The sequence below is a fragment of the Billgrantia kenyensis genome (assembly GCF_013697085.1).
In the GTDB taxonomy this organism is placed as follows: domain Bacteria; phylum Pseudomonadota; class Gammaproteobacteria; order Pseudomonadales; family Halomonadaceae; genus Halomonas; species Halomonas kenyensis.
On record NZ_JACEFT010000012.1, the window covers coordinates 67,743 to 82,922 of the forward strand.

Here is a 15,180-nt window from a genome sequence, read left to right on the forward strand (position 1 = left end):
GGCCCTGGCGGTGACCACCGTCGTCCTGATTCATGGTCCGGGTTGGCTGGCGGTGCCGGCAGTGGCGTGGCTTTTGCTGCTGGGTGGATGGCTGTGGCGCGGGCAGGCGCGTGGCGAACTGCACATGCTGCCTGAGCCACAAGGTGGGTGGTCCTGGTCATGGCGACCCGAGTCGGCTGACGAGGCCGTGCCGGTCAGGCCAGGCTGCACCTATCTGGGCCCCTGGCTGATTGCGCTGGAGATAGACGGGCGCACCACATGGCTGTGGCCCGATAGCGCGCCGGCTTCGGCGTTGCGCCAGCTACGGCGGGCTCTGGTTCGCTGAGGGGGCCAGGTGTGTCGCTTCAGTCGAAGCGTGGCAGATCTGAGAGCCGGAGCCGGGAGGGCAGGGCGGCAGGCGCCTGACCTGGGCAGTCCGGGTTGAAGTGCAGGCCACGCGATTCTCGGCGCATGCGTGCTGCCATGACTGTCAGGCGTGACAGGCGCACGGCATGCCGCAGGCTCGCCAGCTTCACCGCAGGCGCTGCATCCTCGAGTGCACTGCTCACGTTGCTATCCAATTCCGCCAATTCCCTGGCCGCCGTATCGAGCCCCGAGTCGCGGCGTACGATCGCCACATGTCGGCTCATGATGTCGCGCATGGCGGTTCGCCAGCTGTCGATACGTTGGGCGTCGACCTGGGCGTTGCCACCGGCAGCGGCTGTCAGTGGGGCCGTGAAAGAAGGATGACGGTGTCGCAGATTGGCTGCGCAGCTGCGCGCATAGACCAGGCATTCCAGCAGTGAATTACTGGCCATGCGGTTGGCGCCATGCAGGCCGGTATAGGCCACCTCGCCAATGGCATGCAGGTCCGGCACGCTGGTGCTGCCGTCAAGATCGGTAGCAATGCCGCCACAGCTGTAGTGGGCCGCGGGCACGACGGGTATCGGCTGCCGGGTGATGTCCAGCCCGCGACCGAGGCAGTGGGCGTGGATCGTGGGAAAGTGGTGTCGAATCGCCGTATCGCCCAGGTGCGTCAGGTCAAGCCACACGTGCGGGGAGCCCGTACGCTGCATCTCGGCATCGATGGCGCGAGCGACGATGTCCCGGGGGGCCAATTCTGCGCGGGAGTCGAGGTCCGGCATGAAACGGCGCCCGTCGGTGCTGAACAGCCGGCCGCCTTCGCCGCGCACTGCCTCGCTGACTAGAAACGGCGGACCTTCTGGGTCGTAAAGGCAGGTCGGGTGGAACTGCTGGAATTCCAGGTTCATCAGCTCTGCACCCAGTTCGGCGGCCATCATCATGCCTTCGCCGCTGGCCGGATGAGGGCTGGTGGTATGCCGGTAGATGCCGCTGGCGCCGCCGGTAGCCAGCACCGTGTCGCCTGCCACCATCTCGTGCAGGTGGCCTTGATCATCCAGGCAGCGCGCGCCACGGCAGTGGTTCCGGCTGTCGGCCAGCAGGCCGATGGCAACCAGGTCGTCGCGGATCGTAATGGACGGATGTGCCTGGACATGCTGCTGGAGGGTATCCAGCACGGCAAGGCCGGTGGCATCCTCGGCATGAATGATGCGGCGAGCACCATGTCCGCCCTCGCGGGTCAGGTGGTAGGGGTAGCTGGCGCCGGGGCTCTCGTCGCGGGTGAAGGGAACCCCGAGGGAGAGCAGCCACTCGATCGCTGCTGGCCCCTGCTCCACGGTGAAGCGCACGGCTCGCCCGTCGCACAACCCGTCACCGGCGACGAGCGTGTCCTCCACATGGGCATCGAAATTGTCGTGGGGAGAGAGTACCGCGGCGATGCCGCCCTGGGCCCAGCGGCTGGCGCCCTGATCGTCGCTGGCGGGGCGTATCAGGGTGACTCGACGCCTGTCGGCGACATGCAGGGCAAGTGTCAGTCCGGCGACGCCTCCGCCGATGACCAGTACATCATGTTCGCTACGAGCCGGTGTGCTTGGGGCCATGCGCAGTCTCGCTGAAGCCTGTTGCGTCAGACAGCATGCCGCAAAGAAGTCCGGCTGGATAGGAAGGGGTGTGGGATAACGAAGAGCCTGGTGCCCGGAGCCGGGCTCGAACCGGCACGGTGTTGCCACCGAGAGATTTTAAGTCTCTTGCGTCTACCAATTTCGCCATCCGGGCGGCACGGTTTCGAGCAGGCAGCTGAACGGAGTAAGGAGTGGAGGCTGGAGTCGGAATCGAACCGGCGTACACGGAGTTGCAGTCCGCTGCATAACCACTCTGCCATCCAGCCTCAATGAGTCGTTGTAACGGGGAAGAGATCGATCGCACCGGCAAACCGGCTCATGACCTTCTCGATACCGCCTCTCCTGGAGCTTGACCCGCAAGAGATTGGAGCGGGAAAGGAGATTCGAACTCCCGACCCTCGCCTTGGCAAGGCGATGCTCTACCACTGAGCTATTCCCGCTTGACTCGAGTGCGAATTATACGGAGAAGCTCGCTGATGTCAATCACTTGTTGGTGTCAGAGGGGCGCCGATTACATGGCGCGACTCAGGTGGGGCCAGGCCGCGCGCAGGTACATGACCATCGACCACAGGGTCATGATGGCGGCGGCATGAAGGGTGACGACACCGAGCAGGGAGAGCTGGGTTCCCGGCGCGAAAGCCAGCAGCAGCAGCAGGGCAATCATCTGCAGGGTCGTCTTGACCTTGCCCAGCCAGGAGACCGCGACGCTGCCGCGCTTGCCCATTTCGGCCATCCATTCGCGCAGAGCCGAGATCACGATCTCTCGGCCGATGATCACCAGGGCAGGCAGGGTCAGCCAGATGCTGTCGAAGCGCTCGATGAGCAGGGCAAGAGCCACGGCGACCATCAGCTTGTCGGCCACGGGGTCGAGAAACGCGCCGAAGGGGGTGGATTGATCCCAGCGACGAGCCAGGTAGCCATCGAGCCAGTCGGTCACGGCGGCGAGCGCGAACAGGCCGGCCGCCACCGGCATGCTCCAGGAGTAGGGGAGGTAGAAGAACACCACCAGCAGCGGGATGAAGGCGATTCTTGCCAGCGTCAGGATGTTGGGGATGTTCATTGACACGAAGTCCTTGCCAGAGATCAAAGCAGCCGGGGGGTGAGTTTGCTGGCCAATGATACATTCGATGGCCAGGCAAAATCTGGCCCCATTCTATCTGTACCGCGTCCTGTCATCCATGCAGCGAACGATGAATCGTGTCCGCAAGCGCGGCGCTGATGCCGGGAACGCGGGCAAGCTCCTCGCGGCTGGCTTGCCTGACACCCTGCAGGCCGCCGAAGAATCGCAGCAGCTCACGACGTCGCTTGGGGCCGATCCCGGCGATGCCTTCCAGGGCAGAGCTGCGGCGCGCCTTGTCGCGACGGTTGCGGTGGCCGGTAATCGCGAAGCGGTGGGCTTCGTCGCGCACGTGCTGGATCAAGTGCAGGGCCGGCGAAGAGGCGGGTAGGTCGAGGGTATTGTCGATGGTTTCAATGAACAGGGTTTCCAGGCCTGCCTTGCGCGTGCTGCCCTTGGCCACGCCCAGCATCCTGATCTGGCCGAGGCCCATCTCGTCCAGTACGTCGTGAGCCAGGTTGAGCTGACCCTTGCCGCCGTCCAGCAGCAGAACGTCAGGCGCCATACCCTCGCCTTCCACCAGGCGCCGGAATCGCCGGCCAAGGGCCTGGCGCATGGCGCCATAGTCGTCACCCGCTGCCACGCCCTCGATATTGAAGCGCCGATAGTCCGACTTGCGTGGCCCGTTACGATCAAACACCACGCAAGAAGCGACGGTTGCCTCGCCATGGCTGTGGCTGATATCGAAGCACTCGATGCGTTCGGGGGGCGCGTCGAGATCCAGGGCTTCCTGCAAGGCCTTGAAACGGCGATCGAGCTCTCCCTGGCTTGCCAGGCGGCTGGACAGCTGCTGTTCGGCGTTGGTCCTGGCCAGCTCGAGCCACTGGCTGCGATGGCCGCGCACGCTGTGCGTCACGCGTATGCGTCGTCCGGCGCGACTGGCCAGGGCGCTTTCCAGGATCTCGCTGTCGGGCAGCGGCAGGCTGGTGATCACCTCACGCGGGACTTCTCGCCCCTGGCCCAGGTAGAACTGACTGACGAACTCACCCAGCAGCTCGGCGGCATCCAGGCCCAGGCCGTTGCCCGGCGCATGGTGACGAGCGCCCAGCAGCCGACCCTGACGCACGGCCAGCACGGAGATGCACAGTGCGCCTTCACCCTCCGCCAGGGCAAAGACATCGGCATCGCCGCCCTCGGTGTCAACGAACTGGCGCTGCTGCAGTTGCCTTAGGTGCTGGATCTGGTCGCGCAGGCGGGCGGCATCCTCGAAGGCGAGGTTGCGACTGGCCAATTCCATGGCCTCGGTCAGCTCCTGGGTGACCTGCTCGCTGCGCCCCTCCAGACACATCACCGCATGCTCGAGGTCGCGGCGGTAATCCTCTTCGCTGATATAGCCCACGCAGGGCGCACTGCAGCGCTGAATCTGATACTGCAGGCAGGGGCGGGTGCGATGGGAGAAGACGCTATCCTCGCAGTTGCGAATACGAAAGATCTTCTGTACCAGCGACAGGCTTTCCCTCACTGCGCCGCTGCTAGGGTAGGGGCCCAGGTAGCGGCCGTCCCCGTGGCGCTTGCGGGCACGCTTGTACTCGAGTGCGGGGTAAGGGTGGCGATCGCTGACGAAGACGAAAGGGTATGACTTGTCGTCACGCAGCAGGATGTTGTAGGGCGGCCGCAGCTCCTTGATCAGCGTCTGCTCGAGCAGCAGTGCCTCGATCTCGCTGCGTGTCACCGTGACCTGGACATCCGCGATGCGCGACACCATGGCCTGGGTCTTGGCGTTGAGCGCACCGCGGAAGTAGCTGCCCAGCCTGGCCTTGAGACGCTTTGCCTTGCCCACGTAGAGCGTGTCGCCGCGTTCATCCAGCATACGGTAGATGCCCGGGGACTGGGTCAGGTTGGCGAGGAACTGCCTTGAATCGAAGGTCATGTGCGCTGGCTGTCTGGCATGGAGCTACAGATTACCAGAAACGCCCATTCAGCTGGTGGTGTCGAACCCTTCGACCAGGCCGTGCTTCAGCCCCAGGTGTGTCAACTCCACGTCAGTCTGCACGCCAAGCTTCTCGAAGATGCGGTAGCGATAGGTATTGACGGTCTTGGGGCTGAGGAACAGGCGATCCGAGATTTCAGAGACACGTTGGCAGTTGACGATCATCATGGCGACCTGCAGCTCGCGCTGGGAAAGCTGGTCGAAGGGGTTCTCCTCCGAGTCGAACTTGGACAGCACCAGGCGCTGGGCGATATCGGGGCTGATGTAGCGGTGCCCGGCGAAGACGCTGCGAATGGCCTCGACCATGTCCACGACCTGGGTATCCTTGCTGATGAAGCCGCCGGCGCCCGCCTCTAGCATGCGCTGGGCGAAGTTGTCTTCCATGAAGCCGGTCAGTGCCAGTATGCGCACGTCGGTGCTGTTGCGCATGATCTTGCGTGTGGCTTCCAACCCGCCGATGCCCGGCATACGCAAGTCCATCAGCACAACATCGGGCTCCAGCTTGCGGCATAGGGTGATGGCTTCCTCGCCACTGGCGGCTTCGCCCGCTACCTCGATGTCCTCTTCATTTTCCAGCAGGCGGGCGATGCTGGTTCGAACCAGATGGTGGTCATCGACTATAAGCACCTTGATCAAGGCTGACATCCTCGTCATTACGTAAGCTGGCGGTGGCGAATGCTCGCCCCACGAAGCTTGAAACGGATTCCGCGATCCTCGCTGAACTCGGGGGAGTTCTGGGGCAAGCTTGCCATACTCGCCACGTAAGGGAAATTGAACGAGCATACGGATACCCCATTATTCTCAACGCAGGGACTCCTTGCGTACAGGTGTTGACGAGCCCGTATGCGATAGGTAAGATTCGCCTCGTTCTCGCCTGGCGGGAACCTGTGGGGCCTTAGCTCAGCTGGGAGAGCGCAACACTGGCAGTGTTGAGGTCAGCGGTTCGATCCCGCTAGGCTCCACCAACAAGACATGATGAATCAGCCGCTTAGCGCATCGCGCCAAGCGGCTTTTTCGTGCGCCAGGCGGAAGCGCAGGGCCAGGGCGGCAGGTGGCTCCCTGGGACCGGCGATGCCTGGGTTAACGTGATGTCGTGCGCTACGTGTAGGCGATATCTTACAAGTGGTGAGGTTGATCGCTTACAAGTGGCCATAACATGGATAAAAACGCGGTCTCGCTTCGTCTGCTACTTTTGAAGTGTGGCGCTGACGCGTAAGGAAACGCTGATCAATCCCCTGCAGAATCCCAGGGAGGGCACCCCCCACGGCGCCACGGCAAGGACGCACTGCGGCCACGGATGGCCCTCGCTTCCCTAGTTGCGCACCCACTGGGTCCCTGCTATCAGTCAGTTAAGCCGTGACACGGTGGGCTCATCCGAGCGACCTTGCTCCAGGCGGGATGGTCTACATGTCGGTGCACCATTCGGCATAAGTGCCGCGTTCGTCGGGGTGGCCATGGCGCCATTTCGGTTCCACATCCAGCATTTCTTCCCTGTACCACTGGTCGACCCTGTCACAGTAGCGCTGCTGATCTGGCGTCAGCCCTCCAGGGTCCACTGCAACGGCTTCCTCCGTTGTGCTGCTGAGCAAATGAACGCCAGCGCCGACCCCAATGGCGCAGGCAGTAGCAACCAGGGCTTTATTCATGACGACATTCCTCTTGGCAAAGCCCATGCCCGCTAAACGAGCTTAGTCTCTGGAGGCCGCTGAACACAAAACCGCTGCGTTTCGCTGGGCCACCTTGTCATGACACGACGACGTTGGAGACGAAGCCCCTGCCGGTCTCTCGCAATAACCGTCCGTATTGGCAGCCATGGGAGCGTGGGTTGGTGTGGCAGCGGGTAGCTGGTTGGCTGGCCGCGACCGGCGTCGCTGAATCCCGGCCTTTGCGCTATCTCAGATTGCACACCCGGATTTGGCCTTTTGCGCTGGTTTTTCCACACTGTAGGGGTTCGCTTGGAAAACGGAGGTTCTAGTGAGCAGCACCGACCTTGGCGCCATGGATGCAGATCAGCTTCGCCGGCTCTTCGCAAGCGGCCAGGCTTCGCCCGAGGAGGCGACGGCAGCGGCCCTGGAGAGAATCGATCGCTTCAACGGCACCGTCAATGCCTATGTCATCGTCGACAGAGAAGGTGCGAATGCCGCCGCTGCGGCATCGACCCAGCGCTGGCGGGAGGGGCGCCCGCTCAGCCCGCTCGATGGAATCCCTGTCTCGCTCAAGGATCTGACCGAATCCGTCGGCTTGCCCGCGCGCAAGGGCTCGCTCACGGTGTCGGATGCTCCCTGCGAGCAGGATGCGCCACCAGCGCGCAGACTGCGCGAGGCAGGTGCAGTCATCCTGGGCAAGACCAATACGCCGGAATTCGGCTGGAAGGCCATCACCGACAATCGCGTTTTCGGGGCCACGGCCAATCCTTGGGATACACGGCTCACGCCGGGGGGGTCGTCTGGCGGGGCCGCCGTGGCGGCGGCGCTCAACATGGGGGTTCTGCACCAGGGCGGTGACTCGGGGGGCTCGATACGCATTCCCGCTTCCTTCTGCGGCGTGTTCGGGTTCAAGCCCACCTTCGGCTGGGTGCCGGAGTGGCCGCGATCCGAGGAGCCCACGCTGTCGCACCTGGGGCCATTGACCCGCACCGTGTCAGACGCGGCGCTCATGCTCAACGTCATCGGTCGCTACGATTATCGCGACCCCTATGCGCTTCGCGGGCAGCCGGAGAGTTGGGGGGAGGAGCTTGGCAGCGGCGTCCAGGGCATGCGTATCGCCTTTTCTCCCACCCTGGGCTATGCCAGGGTGGACCCGGCGGTGGCCGAGTGTGTGCGCGAGGCCGCGAAGCGGCTGGAGTCGCTCGGCGCCGAGGTGGAAGAAGTCGATCCGGGCTTCGAGTCTCCTATCCGCATCTTCAATACGCTCTGGTTTACCGCATCACTGGCGGTTTACCGCGAACACAGCGAACGCCAGCGCCGGTTGCTCGACGCCGGCCTGGTGGCGGATGCAAAGCGCGCGGAGCAATTGACCGCGCTGGACATGTTCTACGCCCTCAGGGACAGGGCGCGGCTGACGGAGAGCCTGGAGCACTTCAACCAGCGCTATCACTTGGTGATGACGCCCTCGGTGGCGGTGCGACCGTTTGCACTCAACCATGACGTGCCGCCGGGCAGCGGCATGCGTGACTGGGAAGAGTGGGCGCCTTTCTCGTATCCGTTCAACCTCAGCCAGCAGCCGGCTTCCTCGGTTCCCTGCGGTTTCACGCCGGATGGCCTGCCCGTCGGCTTCCAACTGGCGGGCGGCAAGCATGACGATGCGCGTGTGTTGCGAGTCAGCCAGGCTTATCTCGAGGCCTATCCTCCGCGGTATCCCGATCAGCTCGACCTGGCCCGTGGCAACGAGGCGTGAATCGGCACGGGGTCAGGTCTCGTCGGTGAGGGGTGGGTGCTCGTCAAGCCACTGGGCTACTGCATCTGCCGACATGGCCGGGCAGTAGAGGTTGCCCTGTACCAGGCGGCAAGAGGTGGATTCCAGCAAGGTGGCCACGGCTTCGTCGTCGATGCCGGTGATCACCGGCTCGATGTCCAGCGCATTGAGCATGCGGCAAGAGGCCTCTACCAGGCGCAGCCCATCGCGATACGCCGTGGTCAGGTGGGCATCGATGGTGCCTTTGCGGAAGGGCAGGCGAGACAGCCAGGCGAGATCCACCGGGTCACTACCGAGTTCGCCGACGGCGAGGCGAATGCCGAGCTGCTCGAGTCGCTTGAGCATATGGTTGGCCATTTCCAGGTCGCTGCCCAGGCACTGCGCAGGTACCTTCAATGCCAGCCATTCGAAAGTCGACGTATCCTGATGCTGCAGGAAATGGTCCAGCGGTCGGTGGTCGTAGGTGTCGTGTGCCAGATGGGCTTCACATAGCTGGATCGAGACCGCAAGCTTTCCCAAGGGGGAGTGGTCCGTTCCCCATTGGCGATGGGCTGCGATGGCCGTCTGGATCATCCAGCGGTTGAGCCGTACGCCTAGCCCCAGGCGCGCGACACTCTCGAGATAGTGGTAGGGGGGGTGCTGCCAGCGATCGGGGTGCTTCCAACGCAGAGAAGCTTCCAGCCCGGTGCATTGCAGCGTATGGCGGTCGAACTCGGGCTGGTAATGCAGCACGAAATGACGATCCGGCATATGGATGGCTTCAGTGAGCAAGCCCTCGAGCCGGTGTTTCTCCTTGAGCCGTGAGGTCAGGCGGTGGTCGACGAAGGCCAGGCGACCGGGCCCTTTCTTGCGCGCAGTGAACATGGCGCTTCGTGCCGCTGCGATCAGCGTTTCCTCGTCCTCGGCGTCGCCTGGGTAGAGAGCTGCGCCGACCGATGCCGTCACCAGCAGGTAGCGGTCGCCGGAAGTGAACGGCGGCTCCAGGGCTTCCTGTAGCCGTTCGGCCACGGCCTGGGCGGCCTCGGCGGTACCGTCTTTCTCCAGAAGAACCACGAACTGGTCGCTGCCAAGCCGAGCCAGGGTGTCCTTGCTGCGTACTTCCTGTTGCAGTCGCCTGGCGATTTCCCCCAGCATGCGGTCCCCCTCGAGGTGGCCAACGGCATCGTTGATCGCCTTGAAGCGGTCGATGTCGATGAACAGCATGGCCAACGTGGTGTCCGCGCGCTCGGCCTGGGCCAAGGCATGGCTGAGTCGATCCCTCAACAGCAGCCAGTTGGGCAGGCCGGTCATGGAATCGATGTGAATCCAGTGTCGGTCATTCGGCAGTTCCCCAGCCGAGGCACTGAGCCGGACGAAGGAATACAGCAGGTGATGCACGACATGCTGATCGTCGAGCAGCGCATCCACTGACATCAGGACAGGTACCGACTCGCCATTGCTCTGGCGGCACAACACCTCCTGCTGCCAGGAACGCGGCTCGCCCGTCGCCCGATCCATGGAGGTGGGCAGCCTGGAAGGAGGGCTAAGGGACACGAAGAAGTGCTCGATCGCCCAACCGGTTGTCTCGCCGCGGTCGCTGCCGGCAATACGGCAGAAGGCATCGTTGACCAGCACGATCCTGCCTTCGGCATCGGTCAGGACCATGCCGGTCTGGCTCTGCTCAAAGGCATGCTGGACGAGCCGAGCAGGGTGCTGGGCAAGCATGTGAACCTGCTTGCTCGGAGGGCGGTTACCGGATTGGGTCATCTGTGAGCTTTGTCTATTTCATGATTGAGAGGGCTAAGGGAGATTATCGTCCTCAGTTTGCTGAACTTGAGGGAAACAAGCGGTTTCGTTGAGAGGGACGGAGTTTGGCAGCGTAAGATATTGGATGCACTTGCAGAGCTCAAGTTCGCTTAAGTCGTGCCGATAACAGTACTGACCGCTGCTGCCGGGGCAGGGCTGCCAAGGGAAGGCGTCGAGGCTTGTCACTTTATTGACAGGCGACCAGCCAACCTTGACTTGAAGGACATGCTTTCACGTGACGACGCGTATCGGGTCCCTTGCCCGCTCGTTTTTCTCGCTACAGGGGCGCCTGCTGACCGGGTTGGTGATGACCTGGCTGGTGACAGTCGGCGCCGTACTGATGCTGGCCTGGCAGTTCGGCAAGGATCTCGTCGATGAAGCCAACCTGGCCCACCTGCGCTACGAGTCCCAATTGATCGCCAATGACCTCACCGAGCAGGTTGACCGCAGGCTGCGTGCGTTGGAGCGGCTGGAGCGCTCGCTCAGGGGGGTGGAGCCGGAGGAGTTGTCGGAGCGGCTGGCGAGCCATCAGGTCCTGCTGGAGTGGTTCGAAGGCCTGATGGTCACCGAGGCCGATGGTCGCGTCATGGCGGACTTACCAGAAATTCCGGGGCGTGCCGGGCTCGAGACCGCGGAAACCGAGTATTTCAATAGGGTTCGCCACTCCCCGTGGCCATATGTGAGCCGCCCATTCACCGGTAGGGTCAGCGGCGACTCCCTGGTGCTGATGCTGGTGCCGAGATTCGACGAGCAAGGCAGTTTTGCAGGGATCGTCGGCGGCATGGTCAACCTGAGTCATGGCGGCATGTTCCGACGCCTGGAAGCGATTCGGCTGGGCGAAAATGGTTACGTGTCGGTGCTTACGGCGGGCGGCGAACTGCTCTTTCATCCGCGTCGTTATCCAAGGGTGTCAGGGGTCGATTCCTTCGACGACTCCGAGGCTCTCGAGCTGGCATTGCTCGGCTGGGAGGGGGAGACCGTTGCCAACGGTGCCGGCGATACCCCGGCTCTGATGGCCTATCGTCAGATCTGGCCGGCAGACTGGGTCGTCAAGGTGGCGCTGCCCCAGGCGCAGGTGCAGGAGCCGCTGGGCGATTTCCTGATCAGGCTCTGGTGGGCATGGCTGGTGCTTGCCATGTTGCTGCTGGTTACCATGCGCTGGCTGGTTCAGCGCCTGCTGAAGCCCCTGCATCGGCTCGAGCGGCAGATCGCTCAGGTTGGCGCTGGAAAGCGGCGCTACCTCGAGCTCTCCACCAGCATGCAGGAGCTGAGTCAGGTCGCCAGCAGTTTCAACCGGCTTGAGCGCGAAAGGCTGACGGCACTGGAAAACCTGCGTGATCGCCAGGCTTTCCTCGATGCCGTGCTCGGCTCTACCCCTCTTGGCATGTTCGTGGCAGACCTCAAGGGGCACGTGAATTACCTGAATCCGTCGCTGTTGGAGCTGCTCGGGTTCGATGTGATGACTACCGCGCGTGACTGGTGGGAGCGGATCCACCCCGACGACAGGGAGGGCACCCAGGACATGTGGCGCCATACCCTTGCCACCGGGAGCGACTTTGTCCGTCAGTTGCGTTTCCTGCGTCCGGACGGGGTTACCCTGTGGGTCGAGGTGCATGCCAGCCAGGTGAAGGGCAACGACCAGCCGCTGGGCTTCGTCGGCATGGTCAAGGACATCACCGAGCGGCGCCAGCAGGAAGCGTTGCAGCGTTGGGAGGCCGAGCACGACCCGTTGACAGGCCTGCTGAATCGGCGTGGTTTCGAGCGACGTCTCGAGGAAGCGCTGGCCGAATACGCCAAGACCGGCACTCCTTCCGTGCTGATCCTGTTCGACCTCGATCACTTCAAGCCGATCAACGACGAAGGCGGGCATGCCATGGGTGACGAGATGCTGAGGCGTGTTGCGCAGGTCGTGGCCTGGGAAGTGCGCCGCAGCGACCACGTGGCTCGTCAGGGCGGGGATGAATTCGCCGTCCTGTTGCCCAGCTGCACGCTCAAACAGGCTGGCGAGATCGCCGAGTCCCTGCGTCGTGCCGTATCCGAAGTGACGGTGAGCAGTGCAGGCAAGGTCTACAGCATCACCCTGAGCATGGGCGTCACGGCGCTTCAGGAGGGAGATGATTCGATCGAGCCCGTGCTGGCTCGTGCCGACCAGGCGAGCTATCAGGCCAAGGCAGCAGGGCGCAATACCGTAGTCATCGCGGCCTCGGATGAAGACCTGGTCGACAGCCTGTGGTAGCAGATCACAGTGGCAGCCCCGGCAAGTCGAGTGCCGAGGCTGAAATCGTGCAAGTCACAAGAAGTGGGCCAAGAAGGGGGCGATGCATGGGGCTGTGCATCAGGCGTCGCTCTGAGCCCCGGATGATCAGACGGAGGCGTTGATGCGGCCCGGCTGCGCCGCCACTTGACCGCTAGCGCGGTAGACGGTTTTTTCGGCAGCCTGGTGAATGAAGTCGAGCAGCCTCGTGTTCTGCTCCATGCGCAGGCCGACCAGTTCACCGTTGAGTGTATTGAGACGCTGGGCCTCCCGGGTCAGCTCGAGGGTGTGAGCCCATTCTGCCTCACAGCCGGCATCGGCTGCAGCCTGGCGTGCACCGGAAGCGCCGTCGGCATAGCCAAGTCGGCGCTGCACCCCCTGGCGCAGGGTTTCGCTGGCTTCCAGTTTCGCCAGCAGTTCCTGCTTTCCCTTGGCGAGATCGGCAAGCCGTTCGCTGTCGATCTCGGCGCTGGAAAGCAGCGTGCGCTCCTGCCGAAGCAGGTCGAGTATGCCGTCCAGGCGCTGCTGCTGTTCACGAAGAAGCCTGGCCAGGCTCATGATTCACGGCTCTCCGCAGCCAGCGACTCGATCAGGGAGTCGGCAACACGCTCGGCGCGAATTTCCAGGCGGCCTTCACGAATGGCTTCGCGAATCTCTTCGACCCGCGCCATGTCGATGTCGCGCGATGCGTCGGCGGCCTTGTGGCTCAAGTGGGTCGCGGCCGAAGGGCCGGAATCCTGTTTTCCCGAAGGCGTGGCACCCTTGACCGGCTGGGCCTCTTCGCGCTGAGTCGCCTGGGGCGGGCGAGTCAAGGGGTTCTGGCTGTTGATCTTCACGTTAGTCGCCTCATGACCGAATGCTTTTACCTGCTATCGGCAGCGCGTGGAAAAACTTTAGGCCTCGTTTTGCGCCAGGAGTTTCCACGCGGCTTGCGGATGTGACGGCAGAGCGCATTCGTTCGGTGTGCAGGGGCATTGTCATCGGAGTCGTTGTCAGAAGTCTACGACAAGGACGCCCTTGTCGACCACCTCTGCGGTCATCACCTCACGGTTGTCCAGGCGTACGCGGATGCGATCGCCCAGGGCGCCGGGCTCCAGCGCCTGGCCCTCGCGGGCAATGCGAAAGCCTCGTCCCCTGGCTTCGATCGTGACCCGCTGGTTTCTTTCCACCAGGGGCAGGCTGCGGAACTGGTGCTCGAGCAACGGCTGCCCGGGGTTGAGCGCCCGTGTCGCTACCTGGCCCACGACCTCCTCGACCTCGAGTAGCGCCCGATTGGGCAGGTCGGCCAGGTTTCCCGACTGCATGACCAGATGCTCGCGTCGCACTGTCTGTCCTGCCGAGAGCGGTTCGGACAGCACCGGGTATTCGCCGATGACGCCGATAACGGCCTGCAGGTAGCGCACCTGGCGCCCATCCTGGCCACAGCGAACGCCCACGGAAACCCGGCCGAGGGGCACTTCGCCTGCTCGCGTGAGAAACGGCTCGGGCGCCTCGCAGGTCGGCAGCCTGGCAGAAGGAGGATGCAGTTCGATGACCAGTTCATCGCCCATGGCGCTGGCCTGCTCATGCAGGAAGCCATGCACGGCTTGCAGCAGCTCGCTGTCGTCGGCCGTGGCTGACGTCAGCGACAGCAGGCCGGCCAGAAGCAGCGAAACCAGCAGGGTGGGGCGGGGCAGGCGCATTGGGCAGACCGTCCGGCATGGGGGTGATGGCTGGATTCTAGCGGGGGGCGGTGGACTGAAAGAGTGGAAATGAGCGAGGAAAAGGGGCCTGTTTGGACCATTGGAATGACAGCGGTGTCGTTACTCTTCAACCTCAAGAAGTTCCGCATGTTTTCCACCCGGGATCGCAGGGGAGTGCCGGCATGATCGACCAGCTCGAGGCCGCCTTTAGTTACCACCAGCAGGCGCTGGGTTTGCGCCAGCAGCGCCACCAGGTGCTGGCCAGCAACATTGCCAACGCCGATACGCCGAACTACAAGGCGCGTGACATCGACTTCGCCAGTGAGCTCAAGAAGGCAGTCGAGCAGGGCCGGCCGGCAGGCAGCGGGCTTGCCATGGCACGTACCTCCGAGCGTCATCTGGCGGGGCAGGCCATGGCAGCGCCAAGGCAGGACCTGCTCTACCGGGTGCCCGACCAGCCCAGCCTGGATGGCAATACCGTGGACATGGACCGCGAGCGTACCCAGTTCGCCGACAACGCGGTGCGCTACCAGGCCGCACTGACCATCATGAACAGCCGCATCCAGGGGCTGAAGAGCGCCATGCAGCCGGAATAACCAGCCGGATCAGACGAGAGAGATCTTATCATGTCGATGTTTTCCGTGTTCGATATCGCCGGCTCGGCCATGAGCGCCCAGTCGCAGCGCATGAACGTCACGGCCAGCAACCTGGCCAATGCCGACAGCGTGGCCGGTCCCGACGGCGAGGCCTACCGCGCCAAGCAGGTCATGTTCGAGTCGCGCCTGCAGGGCAGGCAGGGCATCGGTGGTGTCGGTGTGCGCGAAGTGGTGGAGGACCCTTCTCCGCTGCGCATGGAGTATCGCCCCGAGCATCCGCTGGCCAACGAGGAGGGCTACGTTGCCATGCCCAACGTCGAGCCGGTGCATGAAATGGTCAACATGATCTCGGCGTCACGCTCCTACCAGGCCAACGTCGAAGTCATGAATACCAGCAAGCAGATGATGCTCAAGACGCTGACGCTGGGTGAGGGTTGATAG

Annotated in this window: 14 protein-coding genes and 4 tRNA genes; 6 read left to right on the plus strand and 12 right to left on the minus strand. The window is 63.5% G+C overall.

What is annotated here, in order from left to right; translation table 11 throughout:
- Window positions 1-10 precede the first annotated feature (10 nt).
- Window positions 11-325, plus strand: coding sequence for a hypothetical protein (locus tag H1D44_RS11370; RefSeq protein WP_181514970.1), 315 nt, complete (start codon window positions 11-13; stop codon window positions 323-325).
- A gap of 19 nt (window positions 326-344) precedes the next feature.
- Here H1D44_RS11370 and nadB read toward each other — a convergent pair whose 3' ends face one another.
- The 7 genes from nadB to uvrY all read right to left on the minus strand — a co-directional run bounded on the left by nadB (window position 345) and on the right by uvrY (window position 5,644).
- Window positions 345-1,940 carry an L-aspartate oxidase gene (gene nadB, locus H1D44_RS11375; protein WP_181514971.1) on the minus strand — a complete coding sequence of 532 codons (1,596 nt, stop codon included), beginning with the start codon at window positions 1,938-1,940 and terminating at the stop codon, window positions 345-347.
- Window positions 1,941-2,028: 88 nt separating this feature from the next.
- A tRNA-Leu gene (locus H1D44_RS11380) sits at window positions 2,029-2,115 on the minus strand.
- Between the two features lie 38 nt (window positions 2,116-2,153).
- Window positions 2,154-2,227: transfer RNA gene (locus H1D44_RS11385), tRNA-Cys, on the minus strand.
- Window positions 2,228-2,326: 99 nt separating this feature from the next.
- Window positions 2,327-2,401 (minus strand) — tRNA-Gly (locus H1D44_RS11390).
- A 71-nt stretch (window positions 2,402-2,472) separates the two neighbouring features.
- Window positions 2,473-3,021 carry a CDP-diacylglycerol--glycerol-3-phosphate 3-phosphatidyltransferase gene (pgsA, locus tag H1D44_RS11395; protein WP_181514972.1) on the minus strand — a complete coding sequence of 183 codons (549 nt, stop codon included), beginning with the start codon at window positions 3,019-3,021 and terminating at the stop codon, window positions 2,473-2,475.
- Between the two features lie 112 nt (window positions 3,022-3,133).
- Entirely contained in the window at window positions 3,134-4,948 is a 1,815-nt protein-coding gene (uvrC, locus tag H1D44_RS11400) for an excinuclease ABC subunit UvrC (protein ID WP_181514973.1), read from the minus strand.
- 48 nt (window positions 4,949-4,996) lie between these two features.
- Window positions 4,997-5,644 carry a UvrY/SirA/GacA family response regulator transcription factor gene (gene uvrY, locus H1D44_RS11405; RefSeq protein ID WP_181514974.1) on the minus strand — a complete coding sequence of 216 codons (648 nt, stop codon included), beginning with the start codon at window positions 5,642-5,644 and terminating at the stop codon, window positions 4,997-4,999.
- Between the two features lie 253 nt (window positions 5,645-5,897).
- Here uvrY and H1D44_RS11410 point away from each other — a divergent pair.
- Window positions 5,898-5,973: transfer RNA gene (locus tag H1D44_RS11410), tRNA-Ala, on the plus strand.
- Between the two features lie 438 nt (window positions 5,974-6,411).
- Here the strand turns inward: H1D44_RS11410 and H1D44_RS11415 are convergent.
- Window positions 6,412-6,654, minus strand: a complete 243-nt coding sequence (locus tag H1D44_RS11415) for a hypothetical protein (RefSeq protein WP_181514975.1) — start codon at window positions 6,652-6,654, stop codon at window positions 6,412-6,414.
- 328 nt (window positions 6,655-6,982) lie between these two features.
- On the opposite strand from H1D44_RS11415, the gene H1D44_RS11420 reads away from it, so the two are divergent.
- Window positions 6,983-8,404 carry an amidase gene (locus tag H1D44_RS11420; RefSeq protein WP_181514976.1) on the plus strand — a complete coding sequence of 474 codons (1,422 nt, stop codon included), beginning with the start codon at window positions 6,983-6,985 and terminating at the stop codon, window positions 8,402-8,404.
- Window positions 8,405-8,416: 12 nt separating this feature from the next.
- Here H1D44_RS11420 and H1D44_RS11425 read toward each other — a convergent pair whose 3' ends face one another.
- On the minus strand, window positions 8,417-10,126 hold the full coding sequence (locus H1D44_RS11425; protein ID WP_181514977.1) for a putative bifunctional diguanylate cyclase/phosphodiesterase: 1,710 nt from the start codon (window positions 10,124-10,126) through the stop codon (window positions 8,417-8,419).
- Window positions 10,127-10,442: 316 nt separating this feature from the next.
- On the opposite strand from H1D44_RS11425, the gene H1D44_RS11430 reads away from it, so the two are divergent.
- Window positions 10,443-12,443: a sensor domain-containing diguanylate cyclase gene (locus H1D44_RS11430; RefSeq protein ID WP_338073482.1), complete on the plus strand. Its 2,001-nt coding sequence runs from the start codon at window positions 10,443-10,445 to the stop codon at window positions 12,441-12,443.
- A gap of 126 nt (window positions 12,444-12,569) precedes the next feature.
- Here H1D44_RS11430 and H1D44_RS11435 read toward each other — a convergent pair whose 3' ends face one another.
- From H1D44_RS11435 to flgA, 3 genes are all read right to left on the minus strand, one after another.
- On the minus strand, window positions 12,570-13,019 hold the full coding sequence (locus H1D44_RS11435) for a flagella synthesis protein FlgN (protein WP_181514978.1): 450 nt from the start codon (window positions 13,017-13,019) through the stop codon (window positions 12,570-12,572).
- Entirely contained in the window at window positions 13,016-13,297 is a 282-nt protein-coding gene (gene flgM, locus H1D44_RS11440) for a flagellar biosynthesis anti-sigma factor FlgM (RefSeq protein ID WP_181514979.1), read from the minus strand. Before flgM ends, H1D44_RS11435 begins: the two co-directional genes overlap by 4 nt.
- A gap of 156 nt (window positions 13,298-13,453) precedes the next feature.
- Entirely contained in the window at window positions 13,454-14,143 is a 690-nt protein-coding gene (gene flgA, locus H1D44_RS11445) for a flagellar basal body P-ring formation chaperone FlgA (RefSeq protein ID WP_181514980.1), read from the minus strand.
- A 182-nt stretch (window positions 14,144-14,325) separates the two neighbouring features.
- Here flgA and flgB point away from each other — a divergent pair, with 182 nt between their 5' ends.
- Together flgB and flgC are read left to right on the plus strand one after the other, a co-directional pair.
- A complete protein-coding gene (gene flgB / locus H1D44_RS11450) occupies window positions 14,326-14,739 on the plus strand; it encodes a flagellar basal body rod protein FlgB (protein WP_181514981.1) in 414 nt (137 codons plus the stop codon).
- 30 nt (window positions 14,740-14,769) lie between these two features.
- Entirely contained in the window at window positions 14,770-15,177 is a 408-nt protein-coding gene (flgC, locus tag H1D44_RS11455; protein WP_181514982.1) for a flagellar basal body rod protein FlgC, read from the plus strand.
- The last annotated feature ends 3 nt before the right edge of the window (window positions 15,178-15,180 follow it).

Coding starts and splice junctions, on each gene's coding strand:
- nadB (WP_181514971.1), bottom strand. CDS start 1,940: ATGGCCCCAAGCACACCGGCTCGTAGCGAACATGATGTACTGGTCATC.
- pgsA (WP_181514972.1), bottom strand. CDS start 3,021: ATGAACATCCCCAACATCCTGACGCTGGCAAGAATCGCCTTCATCCCG.
- uvrC (WP_181514973.1), bottom strand. CDS start 4,948: ATGACCTTCGATTCAAGGCAGTTCCTCGCCAACCTGACCCAGTCCCCG.
- H1D44_RS11415 (WP_181514975.1), bottom strand. CDS start 6,654: ATGAATAAAGCCCTGGTTGCTACTGCCTGCGCCATTGGGGTCGGCGCT.
- H1D44_RS11425 (WP_181514977.1), bottom strand. CDS start 10,126: ATGCTTGCCCAGCACCCTGCTCGGCTCGTCCAGCATGCCTTTGAGCAG.
- H1D44_RS11435 (WP_181514978.1), bottom strand. CDS start 13,019: ATGAGCCTGGCCAGGCTTCTTCGTGAACAGCAGCAGCGCCTGGACGGC.
- flgA (WP_181514980.1), bottom strand. CDS start 14,143: ATGCGCCTGCCCCGCCCCACCCTGCTGGTTTCGCTGCTTCTGGCCGGC.
- flgB (WP_181514981.1), top strand. CDS start 14,326: ATGATCGACCAGCTCGAGGCCGCCTTTAGTTACCACCAGCAGGCGCTG.
- flgC (WP_181514982.1), top strand. CDS start 14,770: ATGTCGATGTTTTCCGTGTTCGATATCGCCGGCTCGGCCATGAGCGCC.